Origin of the sequence: Streptomyces sp. NPDC088197 (assembly GCF_044741185.1) — a bacterium.
Taxonomy (GTDB): Bacteria; Actinomycetota; Actinomycetes; order Streptomycetales; family Streptomycetaceae; genus Actinacidiphila.
This window is the reverse complement of the sequence record NZ_JBIUSD010000001.1, coordinates 944076-966658: the sequence shown is the minus strand read 5'-3', so window position 1 is coordinate 966658 and position 22583 is coordinate 944076. Positions and strand designations below refer to the sequence as shown.

Sequence of the window (22583 nt, the reverse complement as noted above, 5' to 3'; positions counted from 1 at the left end):
CTCTGAGGATGAGATCGAGAGCGTTGGCCAGTCGGTGAAGGGGGAGGTCGTGCTCGCTCAACATCAGATGAAGCGCAGCATCGGGATCGACGGTACCCGTGACACCGCCGGTCCGAGGAATCGGCAACTCCGCCACGGTGCCGATCTCGATTTCGTCGCCGCCTCCGTCGAGCACCAGGTCAACACGGGAGGATCACTTGGGGTCATCGATTGGAACGGCAGCATAGTCTTCGACAAATCCAGTCCAACCGATGATCAGGATCGGGTGATTGAGCAGCAGGCCCACGAATCCGACCTCCACTCGACCGCACCTTACGTAAATCTCGCCCGGCCACGCATAGCCTCGACCGAGAAATCTGCAAACCGATCAGTTGTGTCGTATTCGTGAACCAGGCACGGCTTGTCCCCGCCGGCACATCATCCCTGATTCCTCCCAGTCCCGCTCTTCGAGAGCGCCAAACGGGACGTTCTCCAATCGACCACGCAGCGGCCGACTTCAAATCGGCGAGTTGCCCCTACCGGTGAGCCAAAACCAACTCATCAATGGTAATACCGATGGCGGTCGAAATATTCATCATGACAGCTCGCACGCCCGCCTCCACGTTTTTCGTCCCGGTGACGGTGTCTTCAATGATCTCTGGAACCCCACCGAAGGAGTTCGCGGAAATGGCCGGGTGCAGCCACTTCATCCATTCTTTGACGGATTCAACTCCATATCGAATACGCGCCGCCGAGACGTCTTCCGAAGATGCCGTGGACAGAATTCTCAACGCCGCCGCGAGGCGCTCCTCCGGGTAATTGTGCCCGGCAAGTACCCGGTCGATCTGCGAAATGGAGGAAACCTCGGCTGATGAAGCCACGAATCCCTCTCGACTTCTCAGGTCCGGCCAGCTCTCCTGGCTCGGATCGATGACGACCGTCACGTCCGTTGCCGCGTCCCACGCGTCGGTACCGACCGACACCAGGGTCGAGGACCCCGAGCTCACGGCCGGCCATGCGAAAAACGGCTGTTCCGAGCTCTCTCTGAACGTCAGATATCCGGTAGCGAGGAGCAGCCGACCGGTGAAGACCGGTCGGGGTGCGACTGGTGAAGTCCCACGCCACACTCCTACCCTCACCGGTGCGATCTGAGCACGAGTAGCGACCATGACATGCCTTTGATCACTCACCGGAGGAGAGTCCACCAATAGGTCGAACTCCGGATCCTCGCCTGACCCAATCACCAGAAGGCCATGATTCAGGACCACCTCGATTTCGCCGATTTTCATATTCTTCTCCCAGTCAATTCCTCCGCCTATCCACCCGAAACGTGTGAACGCGCAAGCTCCATCAACTCTTCGTAGTTCCCCTTCGGTTCGTAGATCTGGTGGTTTCTTCGGATGCGAGCCAGAACTTGCACCGCCCTGCTCTGGATTCCGCTGCACACAGAGCAATGACTGAAAACGCGGTAGCTGAAGCCGACGGGACTGACACTGACAGGCGGCTGGTGATCGCCGATCTTCACCGGACCGGCACCGGGCTGCGTATCGCCGCAGGTGTGGCAGACATCATCTTGAACTGCGTCTCGAATTTCTTGGGGCAAGGGGTCCGGTTCCGTCGTAGAAATTCCTTCGCCGCTCGCATGGGTTCCGACGGAAAGGGTATCCAATTGCTCCTGAGTGATCTCTACGTCGCAGTTGTGGACCAGGACTGATGTGGCCCCCGCCAGCACATAGTACGAGTGCTATGCGACCCCTCTCTACCTGCGTTTTCGCAGGTAGAGCGACTTTCGGTGTCTCGCTGGGGTACGGGGTCGGCCGGGGTTGTTCGTGGTTGTTGCCGTCACTACTGCCGTCGGTGGTGTAGACCAGTCACGTGATCCGGGGGCCTCGGCGGCTTGGCCGTCGAGGCCCCCGTTGGGCGAACGGCTTGCCTCGCGCCCCGATGGTCGGGCAACCCGGGGCGGAGGGGTCGGGCGACGGCGGGTTGTCGGGAGCTTCGCTCCCCGCTGGAGGCAGCCTCGGCCACCGCCCTCGGTAACCGCGGCGACGGACGTGAGGGTCGGCCCCCTGGCTGGCCCTCTGTCTGCGATCCGGCCGTAGGACGGTCGCAGGCGACAACTTGCTCCGCCACGGGGCAAGGAGTCCTTACGCCACAACTTGCTGCCTGCGGGCATCGGTCGGGACCGCACCCTCGGCGCGGGCCCGGTCTCCGCCGACACCCCGCGTCGGGCGTCGGGTGCTTGCCCAGTGACGAGTCGGTCGGCGACGGTCGGCGAGCTCCGGCGGACAGGGCCCGCCTTGAACCTCGTAAAGAAAATCTGGACGCACCCCGGCCCCTGGCACGTCCTGCGGCCGACAGATCAGCAGCCTCGCTCGGTGCCGCCCGCTTCAAGGGCTTCGACGCGGGCACGCAGGGCGGTGAGCTGATCAATCGTCTCGGCCAGTGCCAGCTCCAGTGCCTCGACGCGCGCCGCCGTCCCGCCGACGGGCGTGCTCCCCGCCTCCCCGTCACCTGAGTCGCCGTCGATGCCGTCGTCGGGGTGGGCGACGAAGGCTCCCTTGCCAGGGCGGGAGATCGCGTAGCCGTCCTGCTTCAGCAGGGCCATGGCCTTCTGCACGGACAGGCTGGAGGCCCCGTACTCCGCCATCAACACGGCCTGCGTCGGCAGCGCGTCCCCGGGCTTCAGCTCCCCGGAGCGGATCCGCTCCCGCAGGGCCTCGGCGATGACCTCGAACGTCAGCAACACCGTGCCGCCAGCCGGTCTACGCCCGCGCCGCCCCACTGTCACCGCAGGTCACCCGCCCTCTCTGCGCCACTACCACCGAAATCCGGCCCGTCCAAAACGGAAGACCGGGGCCACAGTACCCGCGTCCCCACCGACCACCGAAACAGATGAGGAGGGATGTACTTGAATGCGCGCTTGAAGCGACGCTACCTTCACGCACCGCCGCAGAACAGCACCGCTGACCAGGCCAGACGTCCCCGGCCCACCATCCGCGCCCGCCATAACGCGCACCGCGCCCACGTGCGCCGACCACCCGGGTCGCCCCTCAATCGCCTCTCCTCTTCTCCCGACTCCTGCCGGAGGTCTGTCCCCATGCCCGCACAGCTCCAACTCCCCACCCCCGCAACCACCTTCACTCCCGCCAGCACGGCGTTCGCCGCACCGGCGCGCACCACCAGCCCCGACACGTCAGCGAACAGGAACTCGGCGCTGGAACGCCGGGCGCGGCTGACCGCCAGGCTGGCCAAGCTCGCCGCCGCCGGACACCTCGCACCCCTGGCCCGGCAGATCGGCTCACTGGGCGGCTGCGCACGCCCGATCCGGATGACCGGTCACCGCACCCGCATGGACACCGCCACCGGCCAGATCCTCGACCACCTCGACACTCGCCGCCTCCCAGCCGGGGAACTCCTGCTGCGCTGCGGCAACCGCCGCGCCACCCGCTGCCCCTCCTGTTCGCACGTCTACCGCTACGACACCTACCAGCTCATCGCCGCCGGACTACGCGGCGGCAAGGCCGTCCCGGCCACCGTCTCCACCCACCCACGCGTCTTCGCCACCCTCACCGCCCCCGGCTTCGGCCCCCGTCCACAACCAACCCGGCGCGTCCCCGTGCACCTGCGGCACCCGGCACACCGACGGCGACCCGCTGCTCGGCACGCCGCTAGACCCGCAGCGGTACGACTACACCGGGGCGGTGCTGTGGAACGCCCACGCCCCCGCCCTGTGGGCCCAGAAGCGCGGCCAGATCCACTTCCACACCGTCATCCGCATCGACGGACCCACCAGCCCCACCAGCACCCCACCCGCCTGGGCCACCACCGGGCTCCTCGACCACGCCGTCCGCGCCGCCGCAAAGCGCAGCCGCGTTCGGCCTCAACGGCCCTCCCAGGCAGGGAGGGCCGACCTGGCACAGGGTTCGGAGCCTTCGGTGTTCCGATTCGGGCAGCAGATCGACGTCCGGGCGATCCGCAGTACCGACTTCACCGGCGACGGAACCCCCACCGACCGGCACGTCGCCGCCTATATCGCCAAGTACGCCACCAAGGGAGCCGAGACCACCACCGGCACCCTCGACCGCCAACTGCGGTTCCTGGCCGAACTCGCCCAGCACGACCTCACCGACCATGCGCGCCGCATGATCCACACCGCCTGGCACCTCGGAGCCCAGCTCCGGCATGCCCACCTGCGCCTGCGGCAGTGGGCCCACATGCTCGGATTCCGAGGCCACTTCTCCACCCGCACCCACCACTACTCCACCACTCTCACCCAGCTCCGAGCCGATCGCAGCGCCTGGCGCACCCGCCAAAACGATGCCCAGGAGCGGGCAGGTGAGGGCGGGCCGGTCACTGACCAGCGCAGTGACCGCGCTGACCTGACCGCCGGTCACACCGACCCCGACGCCGGTCACCCCAGCGGTCACCACACGCAGAGCGGGCGACGCGCCGGCACGGACACCACCCTGGTGATCTCGCACTGGCAGTACACCGGCAGCGGCCTCCTGCCCGAACTCGCCCACCTCGCCGACCTCCTGGGCGCTGCCCCGAAGCCCCCACCTGAGCAAGCTGCCCGCCCCCGGCAGGCGCGACGCCCCGGTGACCGGGCCGGTCACTCCGGCGCCCCGCTGACCGCCCCTGTCCGGAGTGCGGTGACCGGGTGACCGCCGACGTCGAGCTCCTCACTGTGCCCGAGGTCATGGCGCGCCTGAAGATCAGCCGCTCCACCGTCTACGACCTCATCCGCACCCGCCAGCTCGCCTCCCTCACCATCGGCCACGCCCGCCGCATCCCCACCCACGCCCTTGACGCCCCCGTCCACCACCAACTCGAACAGGCAGCCTGATGACCAACCCCAACACCAACACCACCTCCACCAGCAGCACCGGCACCGGCTCGCGCAGGGTCCGCGCTAACGGCGACGGCACCGTCTACCAGCGCAAGGACGGCCGCTGGGAAGCCGCCGGATACGTCCTCGCCGCAGGCGACACCCGCAAGCGCATCCACGTCTACGGGAGCACGAGGAAGGAGGCGCTGGCTCTGCTGACGGAGAAGGTCGCCACCAGCAACCGCGGCATCGCCGCCCCCTCGGCGCAGGGCAGCGTAGCGGCGTTCCTCACCTACTGGCTGGAGACCGTCGCGGTCCACCGGCTCCGGGAGAAACACCCACACCCGCTACACCGCCTGCGTGCGCCTGTACGTCATCCCCGGTCTCGGCAGGAGGAAGCTCGCCAAGCTCACCGCCAAGGACGTCCGCACCTGGCTCGACCACCTCCGCACCACCTGCCAGTGCTGCATACGCGGCCTGGACACCGCCCGCGACCAGCCCCAGTGCTGCGCGGCCGGGACCTGCTGCCGCAAGCGGCTCTCCCCGCTGACGCTGGCCTACGTGCACTCCGTGCTCAAGTCCGCCCTGGAGCACGCCGTCCGCGAAGAGGAGATCCCCCGCAACGTCGCCCGCAACGTCCGCATGGGCACACCCCGACCCCGCCGCTTCGAACCCCTCACCACAGAGGAAGCCCGAGCGTTCCTCGCCGCCGTCGACGGACACCGACTCAGCGCACTGTTCGAACTCGCCCTGCGCACCGGACTGCGCAAGGGCGAACTCCTCGGCCTGCGCTGGGAAGACCTCGACCTTGCTGGCGGAACCGCCAGCATCCGCCGCACCTTGCAGCGCACCAACTCCGGCGGCCTGACCGCACTGCCGACCAAGACCCAGAGCTCGGAACGGCGCATCGCCCTACCCACCGAATGCCTGCACTCCCTCGAACAGCACCGCGACCGGCAGCGCCGGGAGCGCGAAGCGGCAGGGGCGGGCTGGAAGGCGAGCGGCTACGTCTTCACCCGGCCCGACGGCAGCCCGATCGAGGGCACCACCCTCACCCGCCACTTCAACGCCCTCCTTCGCCGAGCCGCCCTGCGACGCATCAGGTTCCACGACCTCCGACACTCAGCAGCCACCCTCCTCCTGGAGCAGGGCGTCGAACTCGTCGTGATCAAGGAGCTCCTCGGTCATGCCCACATCGGGGTGACCGCCACGGTATACGCCCACGTCCGGCTCCGCCTCCAGCGCGACGCCATCGACCTCCTCGGCAACGCCCTCCGCCACCCCGCCCAGCCCGCCGCTGGATGCGACGACAGCGACGAACCACCCACTTGTGCAGCACCCGTCCGCTGACGTTGCCGTCAACTACTGCCGTCAGAGACCCTCAGCGGCCCCACTGGAAAAAACCAGTGGGGCCGCTGCAATTCCGCTCAGTACTATCTTGACAGTCTCGAACGCGTTCTACTCGTACACGACTGCCGCACGAAAGATTGCTGCAATCAACGCCCAGTCGGGCACCTCAGGAACCGGCTCGCCGATGACATTCTTAAAGAATCCGTCCATCGATTTAGTCCAACGCGCGGAGGCGTCCACAAAGTCCGAGGTGGATGGATTCTGCAGTTCCAATTTTCCATCGCGCAGAAGGATTGCCAGCCCTTGCAGGTATTTGGCGAGATCCTCGCGCGTGTTGATTACGTTCAATGCTGGGTCCGGCCAGTTCACGGCCACTCCACTGGGTCGAAGTGCTGAATCAAGATCGATGCCCCGTCATTTTTAGTGGTGAACTTCCACGCCTCCCCTGCGATTTCTTCGGGAGTCGCCATCCGGAACGGCATCTGAATCCCAGCCTTCTGAAATGCAACGAGCCGCCGATTGTCCAACGAGAAGAGATTTCCATCCTTGTACTGAAGTCTCACCGTGGGAAGATCTTCTGGCTTGATATATCCAGATCGCAGACCGGCCGCCGTCTGCTCAATCGTCTCTCCACTGCCGAAACGTGGGCTGACAGTATCCTGCGAAAACCTCACCAAGCTCGGGTCGATTGTCCCGTTGCAATTGTGCACCAGCACCGGCGTGCTACCGGCGAGTACATAGTGCGAGTGCAGGTTCGCGACCGTGAGGTCGTACGTCACTGCCGTCGTGTGGTAATTGCGGACCGCGGTGACGACGGCGGTGGTGCCGTCGGACTGGCGGAGGTGGGTGCCGGGGGTGAGGTGGGAGGCGTCGGTCCACTGGGAGGTGGTGACGTTCCAGAAGGGGTGGTGCCAGGTGGTGGTGAGGACGGCAACCGCCGCGGTCTTCCGGGCCGCCCCCGATGCCGACTTCGCCGCGGCCGCCGGCTTCGACGGCGCGATCGTCAGGGCCGTGAAGTCGTGGTCCGTGGTCGTTTCAGCGTCCGGCCGTATTCGTCGACGGTGCTGCTGGACATGGTGACGAACGACGGCGTGGAGCCGCTGTACGAGGCGGCGTTCTGCTTCATCGTCACGGAGCCCGCCGTCGGCGCCGTGCCGAAGGCGGTTGAACCGTCGTAGTAGGTACGGGTGTCGGAGACGGAGTCGCGTGGGAGGACGGGCGTCGTGGCGCACTTGACGGCGACGGTGGTGTTCTCGTCCGGGGCGTCGAGGATCCAGGCACTGGTGCTGTCGGCGTATGTCGTGGTGACGCACTGGTCGTCGGCCGCCGTGGTCACGTCACCGAGGTCGTCGGTCCTGGTGACCCGGCCGTACGAGTCGTGGGTGTAGTCGGTCTCGGTCTCGCCGGTTCGGCCGTCGGAGTAGGGGGTGTAGACGCGTTCCCTGCTCTGACCGGTGAGATAGGAGTTCTGGGCGGGCAGCGTGTCGCCCAGGCTGTGGGTCGCCCGGGAGGCCGAGGTCCACGGGTCGGTGACGGTGTCGGTGATCACCTTGCCGCTGCCGGCGCCGTCGTACTGGACGGTTTCGTACGCCATGCCGGCGTACTGGTCGAGATCGGTGACCGCGGGGTCGCCGCGCGAGTCGGTGATCGTGGCCGAGCGGGTGCCCTTGTTCGGCAGGGTGTCACCGTCCATGCCGCGGAAGTACGTGTAGTCGCTCTCGGTCACCGGGTCGGGCGCGTTGCCGGTGGTGACCTTCATGCCCTGGAAGCCGCGGAACTGGTTCCAGGTCCGCTCGTTGGCGAGCGTCAGCGGTCCGTCGTCGTAATACCAGGTCAGGGAGAGCAGAACGCCGTTGACGCCCGCGGCCTCGGCGTCGCTGCGGGGCAGCACCCGTACACCGACAGAGAGCGGTGCCGCGGAGTCCGCTCGGTCGGCCGCGGACCCGGCACCGGTCGCCGCTCGCTTGCCGTTCCGGCTGTCGTGTCCGCCGGGGTCGATTCACGCGGAAGGGACCCGGCGCGCCTGGCGAACCGCGCACCTCGCGCGTGGCGGCCAGACGGTACGGTCCGTCGGCGGCGCCCTCTCCACCGTGCTCGCCGGACCGGGCGCCGTTCTCATCGGCATCACCGCGGCCCTGGCTGTCCGGGGCGGACCTGCCGCACGTGAGGTGTCGGGTCCGTCGAGCCGCCGGAGGAGTCGGAGAAGTCGGAGGAGTCGGAGGAGTCGGAGAGGTCGGAGGGGTCCGGGGGGGGTCACGGCGCCTGGGGGCCGCGGGCGGCGGCTTGGTCCAGGAGTTCGGGAAGGTCTTTGAGCCGGTCGAGGCCCTGGACGGCGCGGGCCGTGCGGTGATTGGCGGACAGCCGGGCCCGGTGGCGGTGGAGGAAGGCCCAGTAGCCGGTGCTGTAGGGGCAGGCGTGGTCGCCGACGCGGTCGGTGGGGCGGTAGGCGCACGGCCCGCACAGGTCGCTCATCCTGTGGAGGTACGCGCCGCCGGAGGTGTACGGCTTGGTGGTCATCAGGCCGCCGTCGGCGTACTGCGACATGCCGACGACGTTGGGCAGCATGACCCAGTCGTAGCCGTCGACGAAGCAGCGGTGGAACCAGTCGGTGACGGCCGCCGGATCCCAGCCGTCCTGGAGGGCGCGGCTGCCGAGCACCATGAGCCGGGGGATGTGGTGGGTCCAGCCGGTGTCCCGGACCTGGGCGAGGACGGTGGACAGGCAGTTGGCGGTGACGGCGTCGGCGTCCAGTTCGAGGAACCAGTCGGGGAGCGGGGCGTGGTGGCGCAGCGCGTTGCGGTGTCGGTAGTCCTCGCCGAAGTGCCAGTACAGCTGCCATACGTACTCCCGCCAGCCGGCGATCTGCCGGACGAAGCCCTCGACGCTGTTGAGCGGCGCGTCACCCGCGCGGTACGCGGCCTCGGCCCGCTCGACGCACTCGGCCGGGTCGAGGAGTCCGAGGTTGAGCGGTGCGGACAGCAGGCTGTGGCTCATCACCGGATCGGCGGCCAGCATGGCGTCCTCGTACCGTCCGAAGTCCGGCAGCCGGTGCGTGAGAAAGCGGCGCAGCGCCGACAGGGCTTCGCGGCGGGTGGCGGGGAAGAGCCGGGGGCTGTCGCGTCCGACGAAGGACACCTGGCCGTCGCGCTCCCACCGGTCGAGGTCGTGGCGGACCTCGTCGTCGATCTCGTCCTCCTCCGGCCGCGAGGGACCGGCCACCGTCAGGGTGTCCCGGCCGCGCGGCGGCGGCTCACGGTTGTCGTGGTCGAGATTCCACCGGCCGCCCGCCGGCCCGTCCCCGTCCATGAGGAGGTCGTGCCGCTCGCGCACCCAGCGGTAGAAGCCCTCCATCCGCAGGCTGCGACCGTCTCGGCGTCCGGCCCACTCCTCGAATTCGGCCCGAGGCACCAGGAAGCCCTTCGCGGGCAGCACATCCACCCGCTCCAGCGACGTGACCAGGGCCAGCGCGGCGCGCGAGGTGGGGTGGCAGACCGTGAGCCGGTTCCTGCCGCCGCCCGGCACCTCGGCCAGCGCCTCCGTATACGTCTCGGCGCGTACGTACGTCACCCGGTCGCCCAGTTCGGCCGCGCGGTGCCGCATCGCGGACAGCACCAGATGCGCCTTGGCGCGGTGAAACCGGCGGCGGCGCAGCACCGAACGGGCCTCGATCATGAGCACCGGCGCCTGGGCGTCGGGGCCGCCGTGCCGGGGATCGAGGAAGTGGGGGCCGAGCTGGTCGCCGAACAGCCAGTGCGGTCGCGGTTCCATGGGGGTCTCCTCTCGCGGCGCCCGGGTGCTCCGCGCGGCGGGTCGGTGCTCCACAGGTCGGTGCTCCACGGGTCTGCGCTTCCCGCGGCGGCCGGTGCTGCACGCCGGACCGACGCGGAGCCGACGGGCGCGGAACCTTCGTACGCCCGGCCGGTTCCTACGACAGCGAGCTCGGGTCAATGGGGCCGCGCCGACGCACGGACCGTCCCTTCGGCCGATGCTGCCAGCCTCCGCGCGGGTCCTGCGCGCCGACACTCCGGCGCGACCGGACTCCGGAGGGCCAAGACGTACGCCACCGGGTCGCTCCTCACCGCCCCGCCGGGCTCGGCCCTGACGACCGCCCCTGGACTCGGGCCCGTAGGCTCGGACGTGTCCGTCCGCCGCGATGTCCGCCGCGATGTCCGCCGGACGCGCCGCCGACCACATGCGGCGCGGGCCCGCCCCCGCGCGTACCGTTCGAACGGCCGACACGGATACGGACACGGACACAGATACGGATACGGATACGGATACGGATCAGGCCGAGGGCAGGAGGAGCGCCGTGCCACAGCCCCCGGCCGACTCTTCCCACCACCGGCCGGACCTGCCGCACCGGCCCGATACGGCCGGCGCTCCCGACGCTCCCGGCCCTCCCGAGCAGCAGACCCTCTTCGGGTGGGAGGACACACCGTCCGCCGCCCCGCCCGACGACGGCGGATTCCGGGACAGCCCGCAAGCCCGACGAATGCTGGACGTACGGCAGGTGTACGCCGAGCCGGCCGCGCTCGCCTCCCCGCGTGGCCGGCAGATCATGGCGCGGCTCCCCGGCGTCCCCGTCACCGAGGTGGCGGGCCACTGGCGCATCCCCTCCCTGCACGGCAACGAGGGAAACGTCTCCCGCTGGGTGCGCGTCAAGACAGAGACACTCGTCCTGGGCGTGAAGCGCACCCTGGAGACGCGCCCCAACGGCAGATCGGCCGACTGGATCGCCCCCGGCGCCTCCAACGGGTGCGCGATGGCCTGCGCCTACTGCTACGTACCGCGCCGCAAGGGATACTCCAACCCGATCACGCTGTTCACCAACGTCGAGGCGATCATCGCCCACGTCAGGCGGCATGTGCTGACGCAGGGCCCCAAGCGGGAGCCGAACCAGTGCGACGCCCACTCGTGGGTCTACGACATCGGCGAGAACGGCGACTGCTCGGTCGATGCCCTGGTCTGCGACAACACCGCCGACTTCATCGCCGCTTTCCGCGCCCTGCCCACCGCCAAGGCGTCATTCGCCACGAAGTTCGTCAACCCCGACCTCCTGGCGCTGGACCCGCGGGGCCGTACCCGGGTGCGTTTCTCGCTGATGCCCGAACGCGACTCGCGCCTGTTGGACATCCGCACCAGCCCGGTCGCGGAACGCGTCGCCGCGGCCGCGGACTTCCTCGACGCGGGCTACGAGGTCCACTTCAACCTCTCACCGGTCGTACTGCGGCCCGGCTGGCAGCGGGACTGGGCCGATCTGCTCGCCCACCTCGACGATGTCCTGCCCGTCCGGGTGAAGCGGCAGGCTGCCGCCGAGGTCATCCTGCTGACCCACAACCAGCAGTTGCACGAGGTCAACCTCGGCTGGCACCCGCGCGCGGAGGACCTCCTGTGGCAGCCGGCCGCCCAGGAGGTCAAACGCTCGGAGAACGGCGCGCTCAATGTCCGCTACGCGCGCGACGTCAAGCACGGCGCCGTCGTCCGGCTCCGGGAGCTGATCGCGACGCACGCCCCTTGGCTACGGGTCAGATACGCGTTCTGAAGGCCGCCCCCTCCCGGTCGAAGGTCGCTTCGACGGCTGGGGGCGGAAAGCCGCATTCGCGGGCGCTCCATTCGGCGACGGCCGCGGCGGCGGCCTCCGGCTGGTAGTCGGTCGGCATGTGGCCGAGCGTGCCTCTTCGGTGGCCGCGTCGTCGAGGACGTGCAGCCATACGTGACCGGTGACCCGGCGTGCGTGAGCGCGACGCATTTCCAGCGGCCAGGGCTCACCGGTGCCGCGCAGCCGCGCCGCGCCGTCGAGTCCCTGAACACGCTCGGTCTGGCCGACCGGTCGATGACTGCCGGGCAGGGCGTCCCAGGTCGTGACGGCGACCGTGCCGTAGCCGTAGCTGTCGCCCATCGCCGTAGCCGTAGCCGTAGCCGTAGCCGTAGCCGGTGGAGACGATCTGCTCGGCCAGTCGCGTACGTACCGCCCCAGACGAAGTCCGTCCTGCTGACGACCGTGCCGTCCTCGCCGATCCCGAGCTTCGCCGTACGGCGCATGACCGGCGCGGCGGTCGGCCAGGACGAGGAGCAGTCCGCTCCTTTGATAAGCGCCAGGTCGAGGAGCTGGGGCCATCCGCGCTGAATCCGTCGCGGCGGGCGGCGATGGGAGCGATGAGTTCGGCCGCGGGCAGCAGTCTCAGTGGTGCAGGCAAGCGATGGGAGCAGAGATGGGCAAGCTGAAGCAGGTGGCCGACGGTGTCTGGGTGCGGCAGAGCGACTGGGTCTGGTCCAATTCGATCGTGGTGCGCGGCGAGGACGGGCTGGTCCTGATCGATCCCGGCATCGACGGTTCCGAGTTGGACCAGCTCGCCGATGATGTGGACGGGCTCGGCATTCCGGTGGTGGCCGGGTTCTGCACTCATCCGCACTGGGACCATCTGCTGTGGCATTCCCGGTTCGGCGATGTGCCGCGCTACGCGACCACCGCCGCCGCCGACGTTGCCGGTCAGGCCCGGGAGCGGGCGCAGGCGATGGCGGCGGAGAGCGCGTCCGGCGTACCCCTCGACCTCGTCGCGCTCGTCGCCCCGCTGCCCGCCGACGGCGGAGCGGTGCCGGGCCAGGTCATCGAGCACCAGGCGCACGCTGTCGGCCACGCCTCGGTCCTGCTGGCGGACCGCGGCGTCCTGCTCGTCGGCGACATGCTCTCCGACGTCCTGATCCCGCTCTTCGACGCTCGCCAGGACGATCAGGTGGGAGCCTACGAAAGCGCTCTCGACCGGCTGGCCGAGGCTGCCGGGCAGGCCGACGTCGTGGTCCCGGGCCACGGCTCCGTTGCCGAAGGCCGCGAGGTGGCGGCCCGCTTCGCCGCCGAGCGTGCCTACATCGACGCGCTCCGGCGAGGAGACGACCCGGTCGACGCGCGCCTGGGCCCGCACGCGGACTGGCTCGCCCGTCCTCACCGGGCCAACATGGAACAGGCCCGAGGCCGGTAGAACCCGAAACCCCCGGCGGGCCGACCGGATCGGCACCCTGGCCAAGCGGTCGGCGCGGAACTCCCCGCCGACGTCGCCATCGCCATCGCCCCGTCCGTACCCCGCGCAGCGGTTAAAGGGCGGGTCAGAGGAGGGTGTTGTCCGCCTGCCACCCGTCGCTGATCTTGGGGCGGGGCTTGAAGGGGGCGGCGGGGTTGCCGGTGCCTTCGTAGCACCAGAGGCCGGTGGGGCCGGTGGCGATGAGGTCGGCGTGGCCGTCGAGGCGGAGGTCGCCGGTGCCGAGGAGGTGGGTGTAGGTGTTCCAGCCGGGGCCGACCAGACTGCGGGCGTCGTGGTACGCGGACGAACGGGCCCCCTGGCACCGGGGATGAGCCACAGTTCGCCCTTGGCGTCCCGCCCGAAGATGCTGGGGACGAGTTCCGCGGGCCGCACGTCGGCAGTGGGGCGCAGGGTCTGCGTGGCGCCGACGTACTGCCACCGTTACGGGTCGCGGACCTCGATCGTGCCGACGGGCCTGCCCGCGGGCAGGCCCCAGGCCGCCTTGAAGCTCAGGTACTGCGACTGGGTGACGTCGGCGCGCCAGTCGACCGGCGGAAGGTCGATGCTCAACGACCCGTCGGCACCCGGCGTCCAGGGCTTGACCGCGTAGTTCTGTCCGGCGGAGCTGAACCGGACCGCAACGGCGTTCTCGAGCTGCTCGGGCGTGTATCCGGCTGCGGCGATCTGGGCTGCCATAAAGACCACTTGGGTGCTCGTCGTGTGCGCGGACGCCGGGCTCAACCAGACGATCCGGATGTTCAGCCGCTCGGTCACGGCGTGCGGCGCCCCGGTGGCGATCTGCGGGCTCGCGCTGTACGAGGTGACGCCCCCATCGGTCCAACTGGGCTTGAAATACGGCTGATTCACGATCAGGTCGCTCGTCGAGCGGTTGGTGGAGGAGTCCGCGATGTCCTTGCCGGTCGCACCGTCCACCAACTGCGCCTGCACCATGATCTGTCCGTACACCGGGTACGCGGCGCTGATGTGCAGATGCGTCGTGCCCGCCGTCATCGGCGTGCCCCAGACCCAGTGCGCGGCGGTGCCGGGGGCCGGCTCTAGGATTGGCTGACCCGTACATGTCCGCTATCGGCGCCGGGATGGCGCGGGCGGCAGGGGTACTCGTTTTCCTTGGGGGGATACACCGAGTGAGACTTCGCGCTCTTCTGCCTGCCGTGACGGCCGGCGCACTGCTGACGGCCGCGCTCGCGCTTCCGGCGACCGCCGCCGACTCCGGGACGGCGGCGCCGTACGACGCGGTGCCGGGTGCCACCGCGAGCCCGTCCGGCGCGGCGAGCCCCGGTCCGACGGACACGCCGACCGCCACCGCGACCGGCACGCCCACCGGCACCGCCACGCCCACCGGCACCGTCGGCGACACGCCCACGGACCCGCCTGCGCCTACGGACCCGCCCACGGACGCGCCCACACCCACGCCCACGGACACCGCGAGTCCGGAGCCGTCAGGGAGCGGGACGCCCGACCCGGCCGAGACCACCCCGCCCCCGCACCGCTTCCAGGTGTACAGAGTCGGCAACTCCTGGTCCGACCACTGGAAACTCTCGGTGTCCGTGTACAGCGACACCTCGGCGGTCGCGGGCATCACCGCGCACTACCGTCCGCACGGTGCGCCCGCGGACGCGCCGGACGCCGGTACGACATCGGCCTTCGTGACCAGTCCGTACCTCTACACCGACCGGACGGCGGCGCAGCGCATCGCCCTTCCCGCGATGGGCGTCTACGACATCTCCGTGGACATCACGGACAGCCGGGGAGAGGTCGAACACTTCCCGGACGCGGGCCAGTTCACGTACGCGGCGCAGGTGTCCGTCGGGAAGCTCTCGGCCGACCGCGGCTCGGTGGACTACGAGCACCGCTCGTACGCCGTCTCGGCCCCGGTCACCGTCACCGACCCCAGCACGGGCGCGGCGCTCGACCCGGCCGGTGTGTCGGTCGACCTGACCAACCCGGACCTCGGGGGCGGTGTGGATACGGTCGCCGTCGCCACCGCGCGGGCGGACGGGCGGGTCAGCGCGCCGGTCACGGTGAAGGGCGACGTCACCTACCGGACGGCGGGCGCCGACGGCACCGCCACCGCGGGCTACCCGTACTTCCTCGACGGCAGCGACCAGACCCCGCTCACCGTGCCGGCGAAGGCGGAGACCACCCGGATCCGCGTCCTGAGCAAGACCGACGTCAACGTCCCCCGGGGCGGCCGGACCACGATCACGGGCGTGTACGAGCGGAAGGCCGGGTCCGCGTGGGTGGGCACGCCGGGCCAGAAGATCTACACCCAGGGACCGGCGTACTTCGACGCCACGGCCAGGACCAGGGCCGACGGCACCTTCACCGTCACGACCGGCACCGCGGGCTCGTACTACTTCTGCAACTACTGGAACTACGACCCCTTCCTCCTGCCCACCGACAACAGCACGACGCCGGTCCACGTGCACATCCCGACGCCCAGCCGCGTCACCCCGTTCCGCGTCAGCGAGGACGAGTACGGCGAGGCCGTGATCGACGGCCATCTCGACCTGTACGGATCGGAGTTCGCGAACAACACGCACTCCATGACGATCCAGTACTCGTCCAACGGCAAGTCCTGGCACACCGTCGGCACCACCCGGATCGGCCGCCAGGGCCTCCCCGGCGACGAGTTCATGACCTACGCGACCTACGGCGGCCAGGCGAACGGCTACTGGCGGGCGTACTTCCCCGGCACCCCGGACTTCTCGCCCTCCTACAGCGCGGCCGTCAAGATCTACCGCACCCCGACCCGCGTCACCGGCGGCAAGCCCAGCCGCACCACGGTGCGCAAGAACACCTACGTCACCTTCGGCGGCCACCTCCAGCAGCGGAGCACCTCCGGCAAGTGGTCCGGGATTTCCCGCAGTTACGCGTACCTGGAATTCCGGCCCGCGGGCAGCAAGACCTGGCACTACGTCACCCGCGTGAAGACCGACTCCAAAGGCGCCTACCACCTGCGCGGCAAGTCGACTCGCAGCGGCACCTGGGTCGTCGTGTGGTTCACCTCCGACAGCCGCCACATCGACTCCAACGGCCCGGAGACCTACGTCCGCGTGAAGTAGGCGGCTCCGCGCCGCTTCCCCGAGCACCGGACCCGCCCGGCCGCCAGACCACCAGAGGCCCCGCCCCACGTCATGGGCGGGGCCTCACCCTCGGGTCGGACACCGGAGCGAGGTGCGGCCGGGTCGGAGCCGGGCTTCCACCCGCGGAGTTGTCGCCGTCCGCCGCTTGTGCGGGTGATGATCACGGGTTACGTGCACCCGGCAGGGGGCGCGGTCGTGCGGGGTGCTGAACCGTCAGGACCTCGCGGAACTGCTGGGGGCGCGTACGGGCCGCGGTTCCCGGGCCCACGGCCGAGAGGGCGTCAGGTCGATGTGCCGAGGAGGAAACCCGCCGTCGTCAGAATCACGAACGCCGCCGACCACAGCATCCCGTACCGCACGCAGCGGTACTTGACCGAGACGATGTGCGAGAGCCGCTCCAGTTGCTGGAGGTCACGGTCGCTGATGTCGGTGCGCCGGACGGCGTCGGCGAGAAACGTCGTGGAGCGGGTGGCGTTCACGTCTCCGAAGTAGTGGGCACGCATCGCCCGGGACGGGCCGAGGCGCGGAGCGATGACCATGCCGAGGAAGAGAAAGGCCGGTATCCAGGTGGCACAACCGGCCCAGAACAGCGCCTGCGGCAGTGGTGAATAGTGCTGCGGCGCGAGGTTGCCCGTGGTGAGCGCGCCGAGGAGAGTGGCAAGTGCCGCGCCGAGACAGGACAGGACGAGTCCCGCCTTTCCGTCCGCCTTCACCAGCTCCTCCCGGGTCTCGGCGGTCAGGATCCGGAGCAAGTCCCTCTGACGGTTCGTCGCTCTGTTGCGGTCAGGCATCGGACCCTCCCTGTCTCGCCGGTCGTCGGGCGGCCTCTCGGAGCCCGCCCGACGACATCGACAACGATGACGGTCAGTGCGCCGACGTACGGCGCAGCTCTTCCTCCAGTGCGCTGATCGCTTGCCTCGTACGGATGTTGGTCGTCGCGACGACCTCACGGTGCGCGGCCTCGGACTCGGCACGACTGCGCCGGACGTCCCGCTCGATGGCGTGCTGGGCGATCTCGGTGTCCGCCAGTGCCCGCAGTTCGGCCAGCCGGACCCGGGAACTGTGCACTTTGACCGCGCTGGTGCTCTCGTAGCTGAGCATCCGCTCGTAGGTGCTCTCGCCCCCCAGCGACTTCGCCATGACAGGGAGCACGTCCAGGAACACGAACAGGGCCCTGACCAGCCAGATCCCGACGAACAGCACGGGCTTGCCCGCGGCCAGTTCGTCCAGCGCCTGCATGCGCTCCAGGACACCGATCTCCCGCTGCTTCGCCTGCTCCTCGGCCATCCGCTTGTCGACCGCCGCCGCGCGGGCCTTCACGAAGTCGCCGCGCGAACTGGCGACCCCGCGCTCCAGCGTGGCGATGCGGACGTTCATCCCGCTGAGTTGTCGCTGTTCGGTGTCCAGTGCGTGCGTCGCCCGGAAGTCGCGTGCCTTGGCGCGCAGCCGTTGGCACTCGGACGTCCTTTCCAGCAAGCCGCTGGCGGCGTCACGGATGAGCTGCCGGCATTCGTCGCGTACCTGCGTGTCGAGCGCGGTCAGCTCCGTGTTGTCCTGGTCGACCCGCTTCTGCAGGGCTGTGGCGTCCTCGCGCAGAGTCGCCAGCTCGTCGGCCTGGTTGCCGGGGTTCGCGCCGAAGACCAGCGTGTAGTGGCCGCAGTTCGCGGGCGGCGCGGCGGCGGTGTCGGACGGCACCGGGTTGCAGGCCAGCAGCTTGCCGCGCAGGTCGTCCAGCGCGGTCGTCCGGCCGTCGGCGATGTGCTCCTCAATGGCGGTGGAGAAGATCCGCAGCACGAGCGGCTCGGCGATCACGACTCCGAGCAGCAGGGCCATCACCAGCCGCAGCACGACGGGGCCGAATCTGCGCCGGGCGTTCGGTACGGGCGTGACCAGCCAGCGGTCCAGATTGAGGATGAGCAGCAGCCAGATGACCGTGGGCAGCAGGGCCACGATCGAGACCCGGCCCAGTGCCTCCGTGGCGAAGTTCCACATGGAGAACGCCGCGATCACGGCTGTACCGAGTACCACTCCGCCGAGCGCGGTGTACTTGCTGCGTTCGTGCCGGACCTCTGCGAGCAGTTCCTCGTCGACGCCGGTGAGCGAGCGCAGGAACCGTCCCAGGTCGGGCACGGCGTGCGGGGACCCGTCCGCGCCGACGGGCCGGGACAACGTCCGGGCGATCGGGTTCTGTGGCATGTCAGTCAACGAAATCGTCCTCGTCCTTGACGAAGTCGTCCTCCGGCGTCCGCGCGGACCGCAGAGTACGGGGCGCCGGGGGCGGCTCCTGCGACGGCCGGGTGCCGCCGACGTCGAGTGCGGGGTTGGCACCGGACCGCGAAGCGCCCTGGCGTACGAGCTCCTCAAGCAGCGGTTGGGGATCGGACAGAGTGCCCTCCGCACCCATTTGCCGCACCAGTTCGAGGATCAGATCCCGCTGGGTCTGCGCCGAGAGCATCTCCCTGGCCTCGGCGTGTGCGCGCTTCTCCTCGTCGATCCTGGCCGCGCGCGCCTCCCGGGCGGCGGCGAGGCCGTGGATACGCGCGGCCGCGTCGGCGACATCGACGCGTTCGCGCACGATGCCGATCGCGTCGGCGTAGTCGGACCCCTGGGCCAGCAACTCGGCTATTCGCTGGGCGTCGTAGGACTCGAAGTCGTTCTGGCCGCGCAGCAGTTCGTGTGAGCGGCGCTGCTCGCGCAGTTTCTCCTCCCACGCACGGAGCTCGTCGGCCACGTATACCTCGACGCCGACGAACTCCACGCTCATGCCCGAGACACGGGGAGGTACGACGGTGCTGTACGCGGTCATCCAGCGAGCCGCCTCCGCTCGGACGGCGTTGACCTCTTCGACGCGATAGCCGGCGCTCACTCGGGGCAGGTCGTCCTCCCCCGCCAGGTAGGCGCGGAGCGGCACCGTCACATCGACCACGCCCTGGCGGGCGATCAGGGCCGGGTCGGTTACCTGGCACGAGAAGGACACGCTGACGGTGAACTGGTCCGCCTCGCTCACCGAGGGCACTGTCCGACGGACATCGACGACGCGCACTCTGGTGTCGATCAGGCTGACGGACGAGGCGTCGAGCACATCCGCGTGACCCGGGTCGAAGACCAGACCTTCCGGGTACTGGCGGTACTCTCCGCCGACGCGGAAGACATGGACGGTGCCGGGAAGAAGCGGCGGCACGTCCTCACGTCGGCGGCGGGACCACAAGCGGCTGCTGACCACGCCAAGGACGTGCTCGGACACAACGGGATAATTCACTTGCCTCGATCTCCTTGATGTACGGCTTGGGGTACGAATTGAGGTGCGACGTGATGTACGAATTGAGGCGCGGCTTGATCCGCGCCTTGAGGTGCGCCTCGGCCTGCGAGCGGAACAGCGGCCTGTCCCGAGGAACGGCTAGACCCCCAGCGTCCCGAGGAGCACGTGGGCCATCTGACGGGTGCTCGGCATGGCGAGGTCGGGGTGGCGGAGCACCGCGAGCAACCGGGAGCTCAGCGCCTGCCATTGGGCCGGCGTCATCTCCTCGCGCATCGCCTCGCCCAGGGTCCGTACGGCGTCGGCGACGGACGGTTCGTCGCGGACGTCGACGAGGGTGTCGCAGAGCGCCTCGAACGCGGTACGGCGACTCCGGCTGAGCAGCAGCCCGGCCCAGAGCTTCCCCAATTGCCGGGCGTTCTCCCGGCGCTGCCGGAGCAGGGCTCCGGGCAGGGTGCCCGGCTGGTTCCCGAGCCTGGGCGCCACGAGCACCTGGGCGGCGATCAGCGTCGTTCGACGGTGATCCCAGGTACCCGCACGGGCGTTGGCCATCCGCGTACGGATGTAGCGCAGTGTGAACAGCGCCCGCTCGGGTTCCTGCTCGGCCGTCTGCAGCAGAAGCACGACAGAGCGACGTGCGGCGGCCGCCATGCGCTCTCCCCGACCGGTGAGGCGCCACAACCAGTTGAGCACCTCAAGGCGGTAGACGGAGCCGAGCGTTCCCGACAGCGCCATCGCCATCGTGATCGCCCGGGCCTGTCCCCTGTTGCTGGCCCAGCCCAGGGCGATGCTCAGGGCCGCCGGGGCCAACCGGTCCGTCTCGGCCATGTGCTGAAGGGTGAGGGCCGCGGTCACTCGCTGGTTGGTCAGGCCGTCCGCCCACTCCTGGAGGAGCAGGTCATCGACCTCTGCCAGGGAGTGGCCGGCGAACAGGGCGGTGCCCCGGGCGACTTCGGTGCGGACCGCGAGGTCCGGGTGCTGCGCCAGGTCGTGCAGCCAACGCCGCAGCGGGTACCACAGTTCGTATCCGTAGAGGGTGTGGAGCTCCCCGATGACCAGCTCGCGGATGCCCGGTGAGATGAAGACCATCCGGCGTTCGCTCCGGTCCGCCCCCAGCCCCGGCTCGGGACGTCGATCGACACGGACGAGTCCGGTCGCCCGCTTGCGCCACAGGGCCCGGCTCTGGCGGAGCACCGTCGTGCCGGTGCCGGGTGCCGGCACGGCGTCGCGCTCACCGGGAGCGGACTCACCGCTGAGCTCCCAGTCACGTACGAGTCCCTCCAGCGTGGCCAGGTGCTCCTCGAAGCTGCGTTCCGGGATGCCCTCCAAGAAGGCCAGGGCGGCCAGCGGCAGCAGGTCCTCCAGCAGCGGCACCTTGCGGAACCACGTCCGGACGGCATCCGCGTCGCTGCCGCTCATCGTCTTCATCGCCGTGGGCGTCCCCCCGGCGGAGAACCCGGTCGCGGCGGCGACCACATCGGCGGGCCGGCGCTGTTCGCCGACCCGTTCCATGAGTGCCGAGGGCAGTCCGGCCGCTGGGAGCGGATCCAGGCAAGCCCGGAACAGCTCCTTCGGGTCGGGAGCCCGCCATGGCACGCGGTAGCCGTCGAAGGCCAGTCTCCGCAGGCTGCTCTCGGTCGCGGTGATCACCAGATAGCTGTCCTTGCGGCGCAGCTCCTCCGCCAGCCGTCCGATGTCGTACGACTGCACGGGATCGGCGTTCGTCTCTCCGACGTAGTCCAGGATGACGAACGCCTGGCGCTCCTTGAGGGCGTTCGGCGCCGTCAGCCCTGCCAGGGAGTTCGCGGGCGAAAGGCTTCTGAGGCCGATACCCGGCTCGGTCAGTTCCCGCAGCAGCGCGAAGGCCCCGGCGCGGCGGCCGGTGTCCTCGTGGCCGGAGAGCACCACCAGGTGATCACGGCGGAGCTTGGCGAGCGCCTCGCTGAAGCACGGCTGAGGGCGCAAGTAGTGCCGCAGCGCGTGGTCGACCTCCTCCGGACGCACATTGCCCGGGGCGAGTCCGGGCGCCCGTGGAGCGCCGAATCCGAACGTGGCCCCAGAAGCCTCGACGGTCGAGTGGAAGTGATTGTGCACCTGTTGGCCGAAAGCACGGTGGAGCTCCGCGAATCCCTGGGCGTCGCCCTCCTTCTCCGCGGAGTCGGATACGGCGTGCGCCTCCGGTGATCCGCCCGCGGCGAGCGGTTCTTGCGGAACTCCCTCAGGCGGCGCCGCTTCGGCCTCGTCGGTCGGAGTCTCACCGTCGTCAGCCATTCGAGCCGCCGAAGCCCACGGTGCCTCCTCGCAGATCAACCGGACCCGCGAAGTTGTTCACATTCAGGCGATCGGCCCGGTAATGATGGCCGGAAGCGCTCTCGGCGGCCGAACCGTGGGATCGGCTCGGCGACGCGGACGAAGCCGTCGCCGTATCAGCGGGACGCGGCCAGGGGCCGAAACCGTTTCCGCCGGGTATCCGCAGCCAGGCGACGGACTCGTATTCCTTGACCTGTACGGCGACTTCCCGGAAGTCCTCCCGCGACAAGGTGGTGTGACCGCTTCCCACCGTCGAGCGGTACACGTGGTCGGACAGCAGGACGGCGAGGTCCGCCGGCTCGTGCTGACGCAGTGCCTCATAGAGATGCGCCGAGTTGAGCAGCCGGGAGACCGACACCACGGTCGCGCCCGCGAAACCGTTGGGCGCCACCTCCACGGGCCCGTGGTCAACGGCGAGCCTCAGCCGTAGCCGGGACGCGGAGATCCTGCTCCGGTTGTATTCCCCTAGTTCCCAGACCAGATGGCGTACAAAATCGTCGACCAGGCGTGGCTCCGTCCCGTCCATCGGGTAGACGGCCAGTTCCTCGTCGCCTTTGGGCTGGAGGTGCCACTGGGAACGGTTCAATCCCGCACCGTCGGCCGCGCGGGAGAGAAGTCGTGGAAGGTCGTGCTGAATCTCGGACTGTCTGCGGTCGTCATTGCGGCTGTACGCCTGGGCATCGACGGCAATACACGTACAGGGATGGAACCCGGACCATGCGGCCATGTGACCA

At 69.4% G+C, this 22583-nt stretch carries 20 protein-coding genes and 2 pseudogenes; 8 read left to right on the top strand and 14 right to left on the bottom strand.

The window, feature by feature from the left end; all coding sequences use genetic code 11:
* The first annotated feature begins 49 nt into the window (after positions 1-49).
* Positions 50-388, top strand: a complete 339-nt coding sequence (locus tag ACIOC1_RS04250; RefSeq protein ID WP_401851747.1) for a hypothetical protein — start codon at positions 50-52, stop codon at positions 386-388.
* A gap of 127 nt (positions 389-515) precedes the next feature.
* Here the strand turns inward: ACIOC1_RS04250 and ACIOC1_RS04245 are convergent, their stop codons facing one another.
* Entirely contained in the window at positions 516-1268 is a 753-nt protein-coding gene (locus ACIOC1_RS04245; RefSeq protein ID WP_401851744.1) for a hypothetical protein, read from the bottom strand.
* Positions 1269-1432: 164 nt separating this feature from the next.
* On the opposite strand from ACIOC1_RS04245, the gene ACIOC1_RS04240 reads away from it, so the two are divergent.
* Positions 1433-1693: a hypothetical protein gene (locus tag ACIOC1_RS04240; RefSeq protein ID WP_401851742.1), complete on the top strand. Its 261-nt coding sequence runs from the start codon at positions 1433-1435 to the stop codon at positions 1691-1693.
* A gap of 648 nt (positions 1694-2341) precedes the next feature.
* Here the strand turns inward: ACIOC1_RS04240 and ACIOC1_RS04235 are convergent.
* On the bottom strand, positions 2342-2728 hold the full coding sequence (locus ACIOC1_RS04235; RefSeq protein ID WP_391041609.1) for a GntR family transcriptional regulator: 387 nt from the start codon (positions 2726-2728) through the stop codon (positions 2342-2344).
* Positions 2729-2884: 156 nt separating this feature from the next.
* On the opposite strand from ACIOC1_RS04235, the pseudogene ACIOC1_RS04230 reads away from it, so the two are divergent.
* The 3 genes and pseudogenes from ACIOC1_RS04230 (at position 2885) to ACIOC1_RS04220 (ending at position 6160) form a co-directional block, all read left to right on the top strand.
* Positions 2885-4646: pseudogene (locus ACIOC1_RS04230) on the top strand (replication initiator).
* Entirely contained in the window at positions 4643-4828 is a 186-nt protein-coding gene (locus ACIOC1_RS04225) for a helix-turn-helix domain-containing protein (protein ID WP_401851740.1), read from the top strand. Before ACIOC1_RS04230 ends, ACIOC1_RS04225 begins: the two are co-directional and overlap by 4 nt.
* Positions 4828-6160 (top strand): annotated as a pseudogene (locus ACIOC1_RS04220) (tyrosine-type recombinase/integrase). The gene ACIOC1_RS04225 and the pseudogene ACIOC1_RS04220 overlap by 1 nt, the downstream one beginning before the upstream one ends.
* Positions 6161-6268: 108 nt before the next feature.
* Here the strand turns inward: ACIOC1_RS04220 and ACIOC1_RS04215 are convergent.
* The 4 genes from ACIOC1_RS04215 to ACIOC1_RS04200 form a co-directional block, all read right to left on the bottom strand.
* Positions 6269-6529 (bottom strand): hypothetical protein, encoded by a 261-nt coding sequence (locus ACIOC1_RS04215; protein ID WP_401309746.1) that lies wholly within the window; start codon positions 6527-6529, stop codon positions 6269-6271.
* Positions 6526-7161 (bottom strand): polymorphic toxin-type HINT domain-containing protein, encoded by a 636-nt coding sequence (locus ACIOC1_RS04210; RefSeq protein WP_401852016.1) that lies wholly within the window; start codon positions 7159-7161, stop codon positions 6526-6528. The genes ACIOC1_RS04215 and ACIOC1_RS04210 overlap by 4 nt, the downstream gene beginning before the upstream one ends.
* 2 nt (positions 7162-7163) lie before the next feature.
* On the bottom strand, positions 7164-8051 hold the full coding sequence (locus tag ACIOC1_RS04205; RefSeq protein WP_401717353.1) for a hypothetical protein: 888 nt from the start codon (positions 8049-8051) through the stop codon (positions 7164-7166).
* 362 nt (positions 8052-8413) lie between these two features.
* Complete coding sequence (locus tag ACIOC1_RS04200; RefSeq protein ID WP_401851738.1) at positions 8414-9928, bottom strand: cryptochrome/photolyase family protein; 1515 nt, start codon at positions 9926-9928, stop codon at positions 8414-8416.
* Between the two features lie 583 nt (positions 9929-10511).
* Between ACIOC1_RS04200 and ACIOC1_RS04195 the strand changes: the two genes are divergently transcribed.
* Positions 10512-11702 (top strand): spore photoproduct lyase family protein, encoded by a 1191-nt coding sequence (locus ACIOC1_RS04195; RefSeq protein WP_401852014.1) that lies wholly within the window; start codon positions 10512-10514, stop codon positions 11700-11702.
* On the opposite strand, the gene ACIOC1_RS04190 is transcribed toward ACIOC1_RS04195, so the two are convergent.
* Positions 11686-11820, bottom strand: coding sequence for a hypothetical protein (locus ACIOC1_RS04190; RefSeq protein WP_355346285.1), 135 nt, complete (start codon positions 11818-11820; stop codon positions 11686-11688). The two genes, ACIOC1_RS04195 and ACIOC1_RS04190, sit on opposite strands and share 17 nt — an antisense overlap.
* A 552-nt stretch (positions 11821-12372) precedes the next feature.
* On the opposite strand from ACIOC1_RS04190, the gene ACIOC1_RS04185 reads away from it, so the two are divergent.
* Positions 12373-13137 (top strand): MBL fold metallo-hydrolase, encoded by a 765-nt coding sequence (locus ACIOC1_RS04185; RefSeq protein ID WP_401851736.1) that lies wholly within the window; start codon positions 12373-12375, stop codon positions 13135-13137.
* Positions 13138-13261: 124 nt separating this feature from the next.
* Here the strand turns inward: ACIOC1_RS04185 and ACIOC1_RS04180 are convergent, their stop codons facing one another.
* Entirely contained in the window at positions 13262-13513 is a 252-nt protein-coding gene (locus ACIOC1_RS04180) for a hypothetical protein (RefSeq protein ID WP_401851734.1), read from the bottom strand.
* Between the two features lie 104 nt (positions 13514-13617).
* Positions 13618-14187, bottom strand: coding sequence for a hypothetical protein (locus ACIOC1_RS04175; RefSeq protein ID WP_401851732.1), 570 nt, complete (start codon positions 14185-14187; stop codon positions 13618-13620).
* A 161-nt stretch (positions 14188-14348) separates the two neighbouring features.
* Between ACIOC1_RS04175 and ACIOC1_RS04170 the strand changes: the two genes are divergently transcribed.
* On the top strand, positions 14349-16262 hold the full coding sequence (locus ACIOC1_RS04170; protein ID WP_401851730.1) for a hypothetical protein: 1914 nt from the start codon (positions 14349-14351) through the stop codon (positions 16260-16262).
* A 302-nt stretch (positions 16263-16564) separates the two neighbouring features.
* On the opposite strand, the gene ACIOC1_RS04165 is transcribed toward ACIOC1_RS04170, so the two are convergent.
* The 5 genes from ACIOC1_RS04165 to ACIOC1_RS04145 form a co-directional block, all read right to left on the bottom strand.
* Positions 16565-17074: a Pycsar system effector family protein gene (locus tag ACIOC1_RS04165; protein ID WP_401851728.1), complete on the bottom strand. Its 510-nt coding sequence runs from the start codon at positions 17072-17074 to the stop codon at positions 16565-16567.
* Between the two features lie 73 nt (positions 17075-17147).
* A complete protein-coding gene (locus ACIOC1_RS04160) occupies positions 17148-18479 on the bottom strand; it encodes a DUF4407 domain-containing protein (protein ID WP_401851725.1) in 1332 nt (443 codons plus the stop codon).
* 1 nt (position 18480) lies between these two features.
* Positions 18481-19542, bottom strand: a complete 1062-nt coding sequence (locus ACIOC1_RS04155) for a hypothetical protein (RefSeq protein ID WP_401851722.1) — start codon at positions 19540-19542, stop codon at positions 18481-18483.
* A gap of 138 nt (positions 19543-19680) precedes the next feature.
* Positions 19681-21810, bottom strand: coding sequence for a hypothetical protein (locus ACIOC1_RS04150; RefSeq protein ID WP_401851719.1), 2130 nt, complete (start codon positions 21808-21810; stop codon positions 19681-19683).
* Positions 21803-22576: a hypothetical protein gene (locus tag ACIOC1_RS04145; protein ID WP_355340115.1), complete on the bottom strand. Its 774-nt coding sequence runs from the start codon at positions 22574-22576 to the stop codon at positions 21803-21805. The genes ACIOC1_RS04150 and ACIOC1_RS04145 overlap by 8 nt, the downstream gene beginning before the upstream one ends.
* Positions 22577-22583 lie beyond the last annotated feature (7 nt).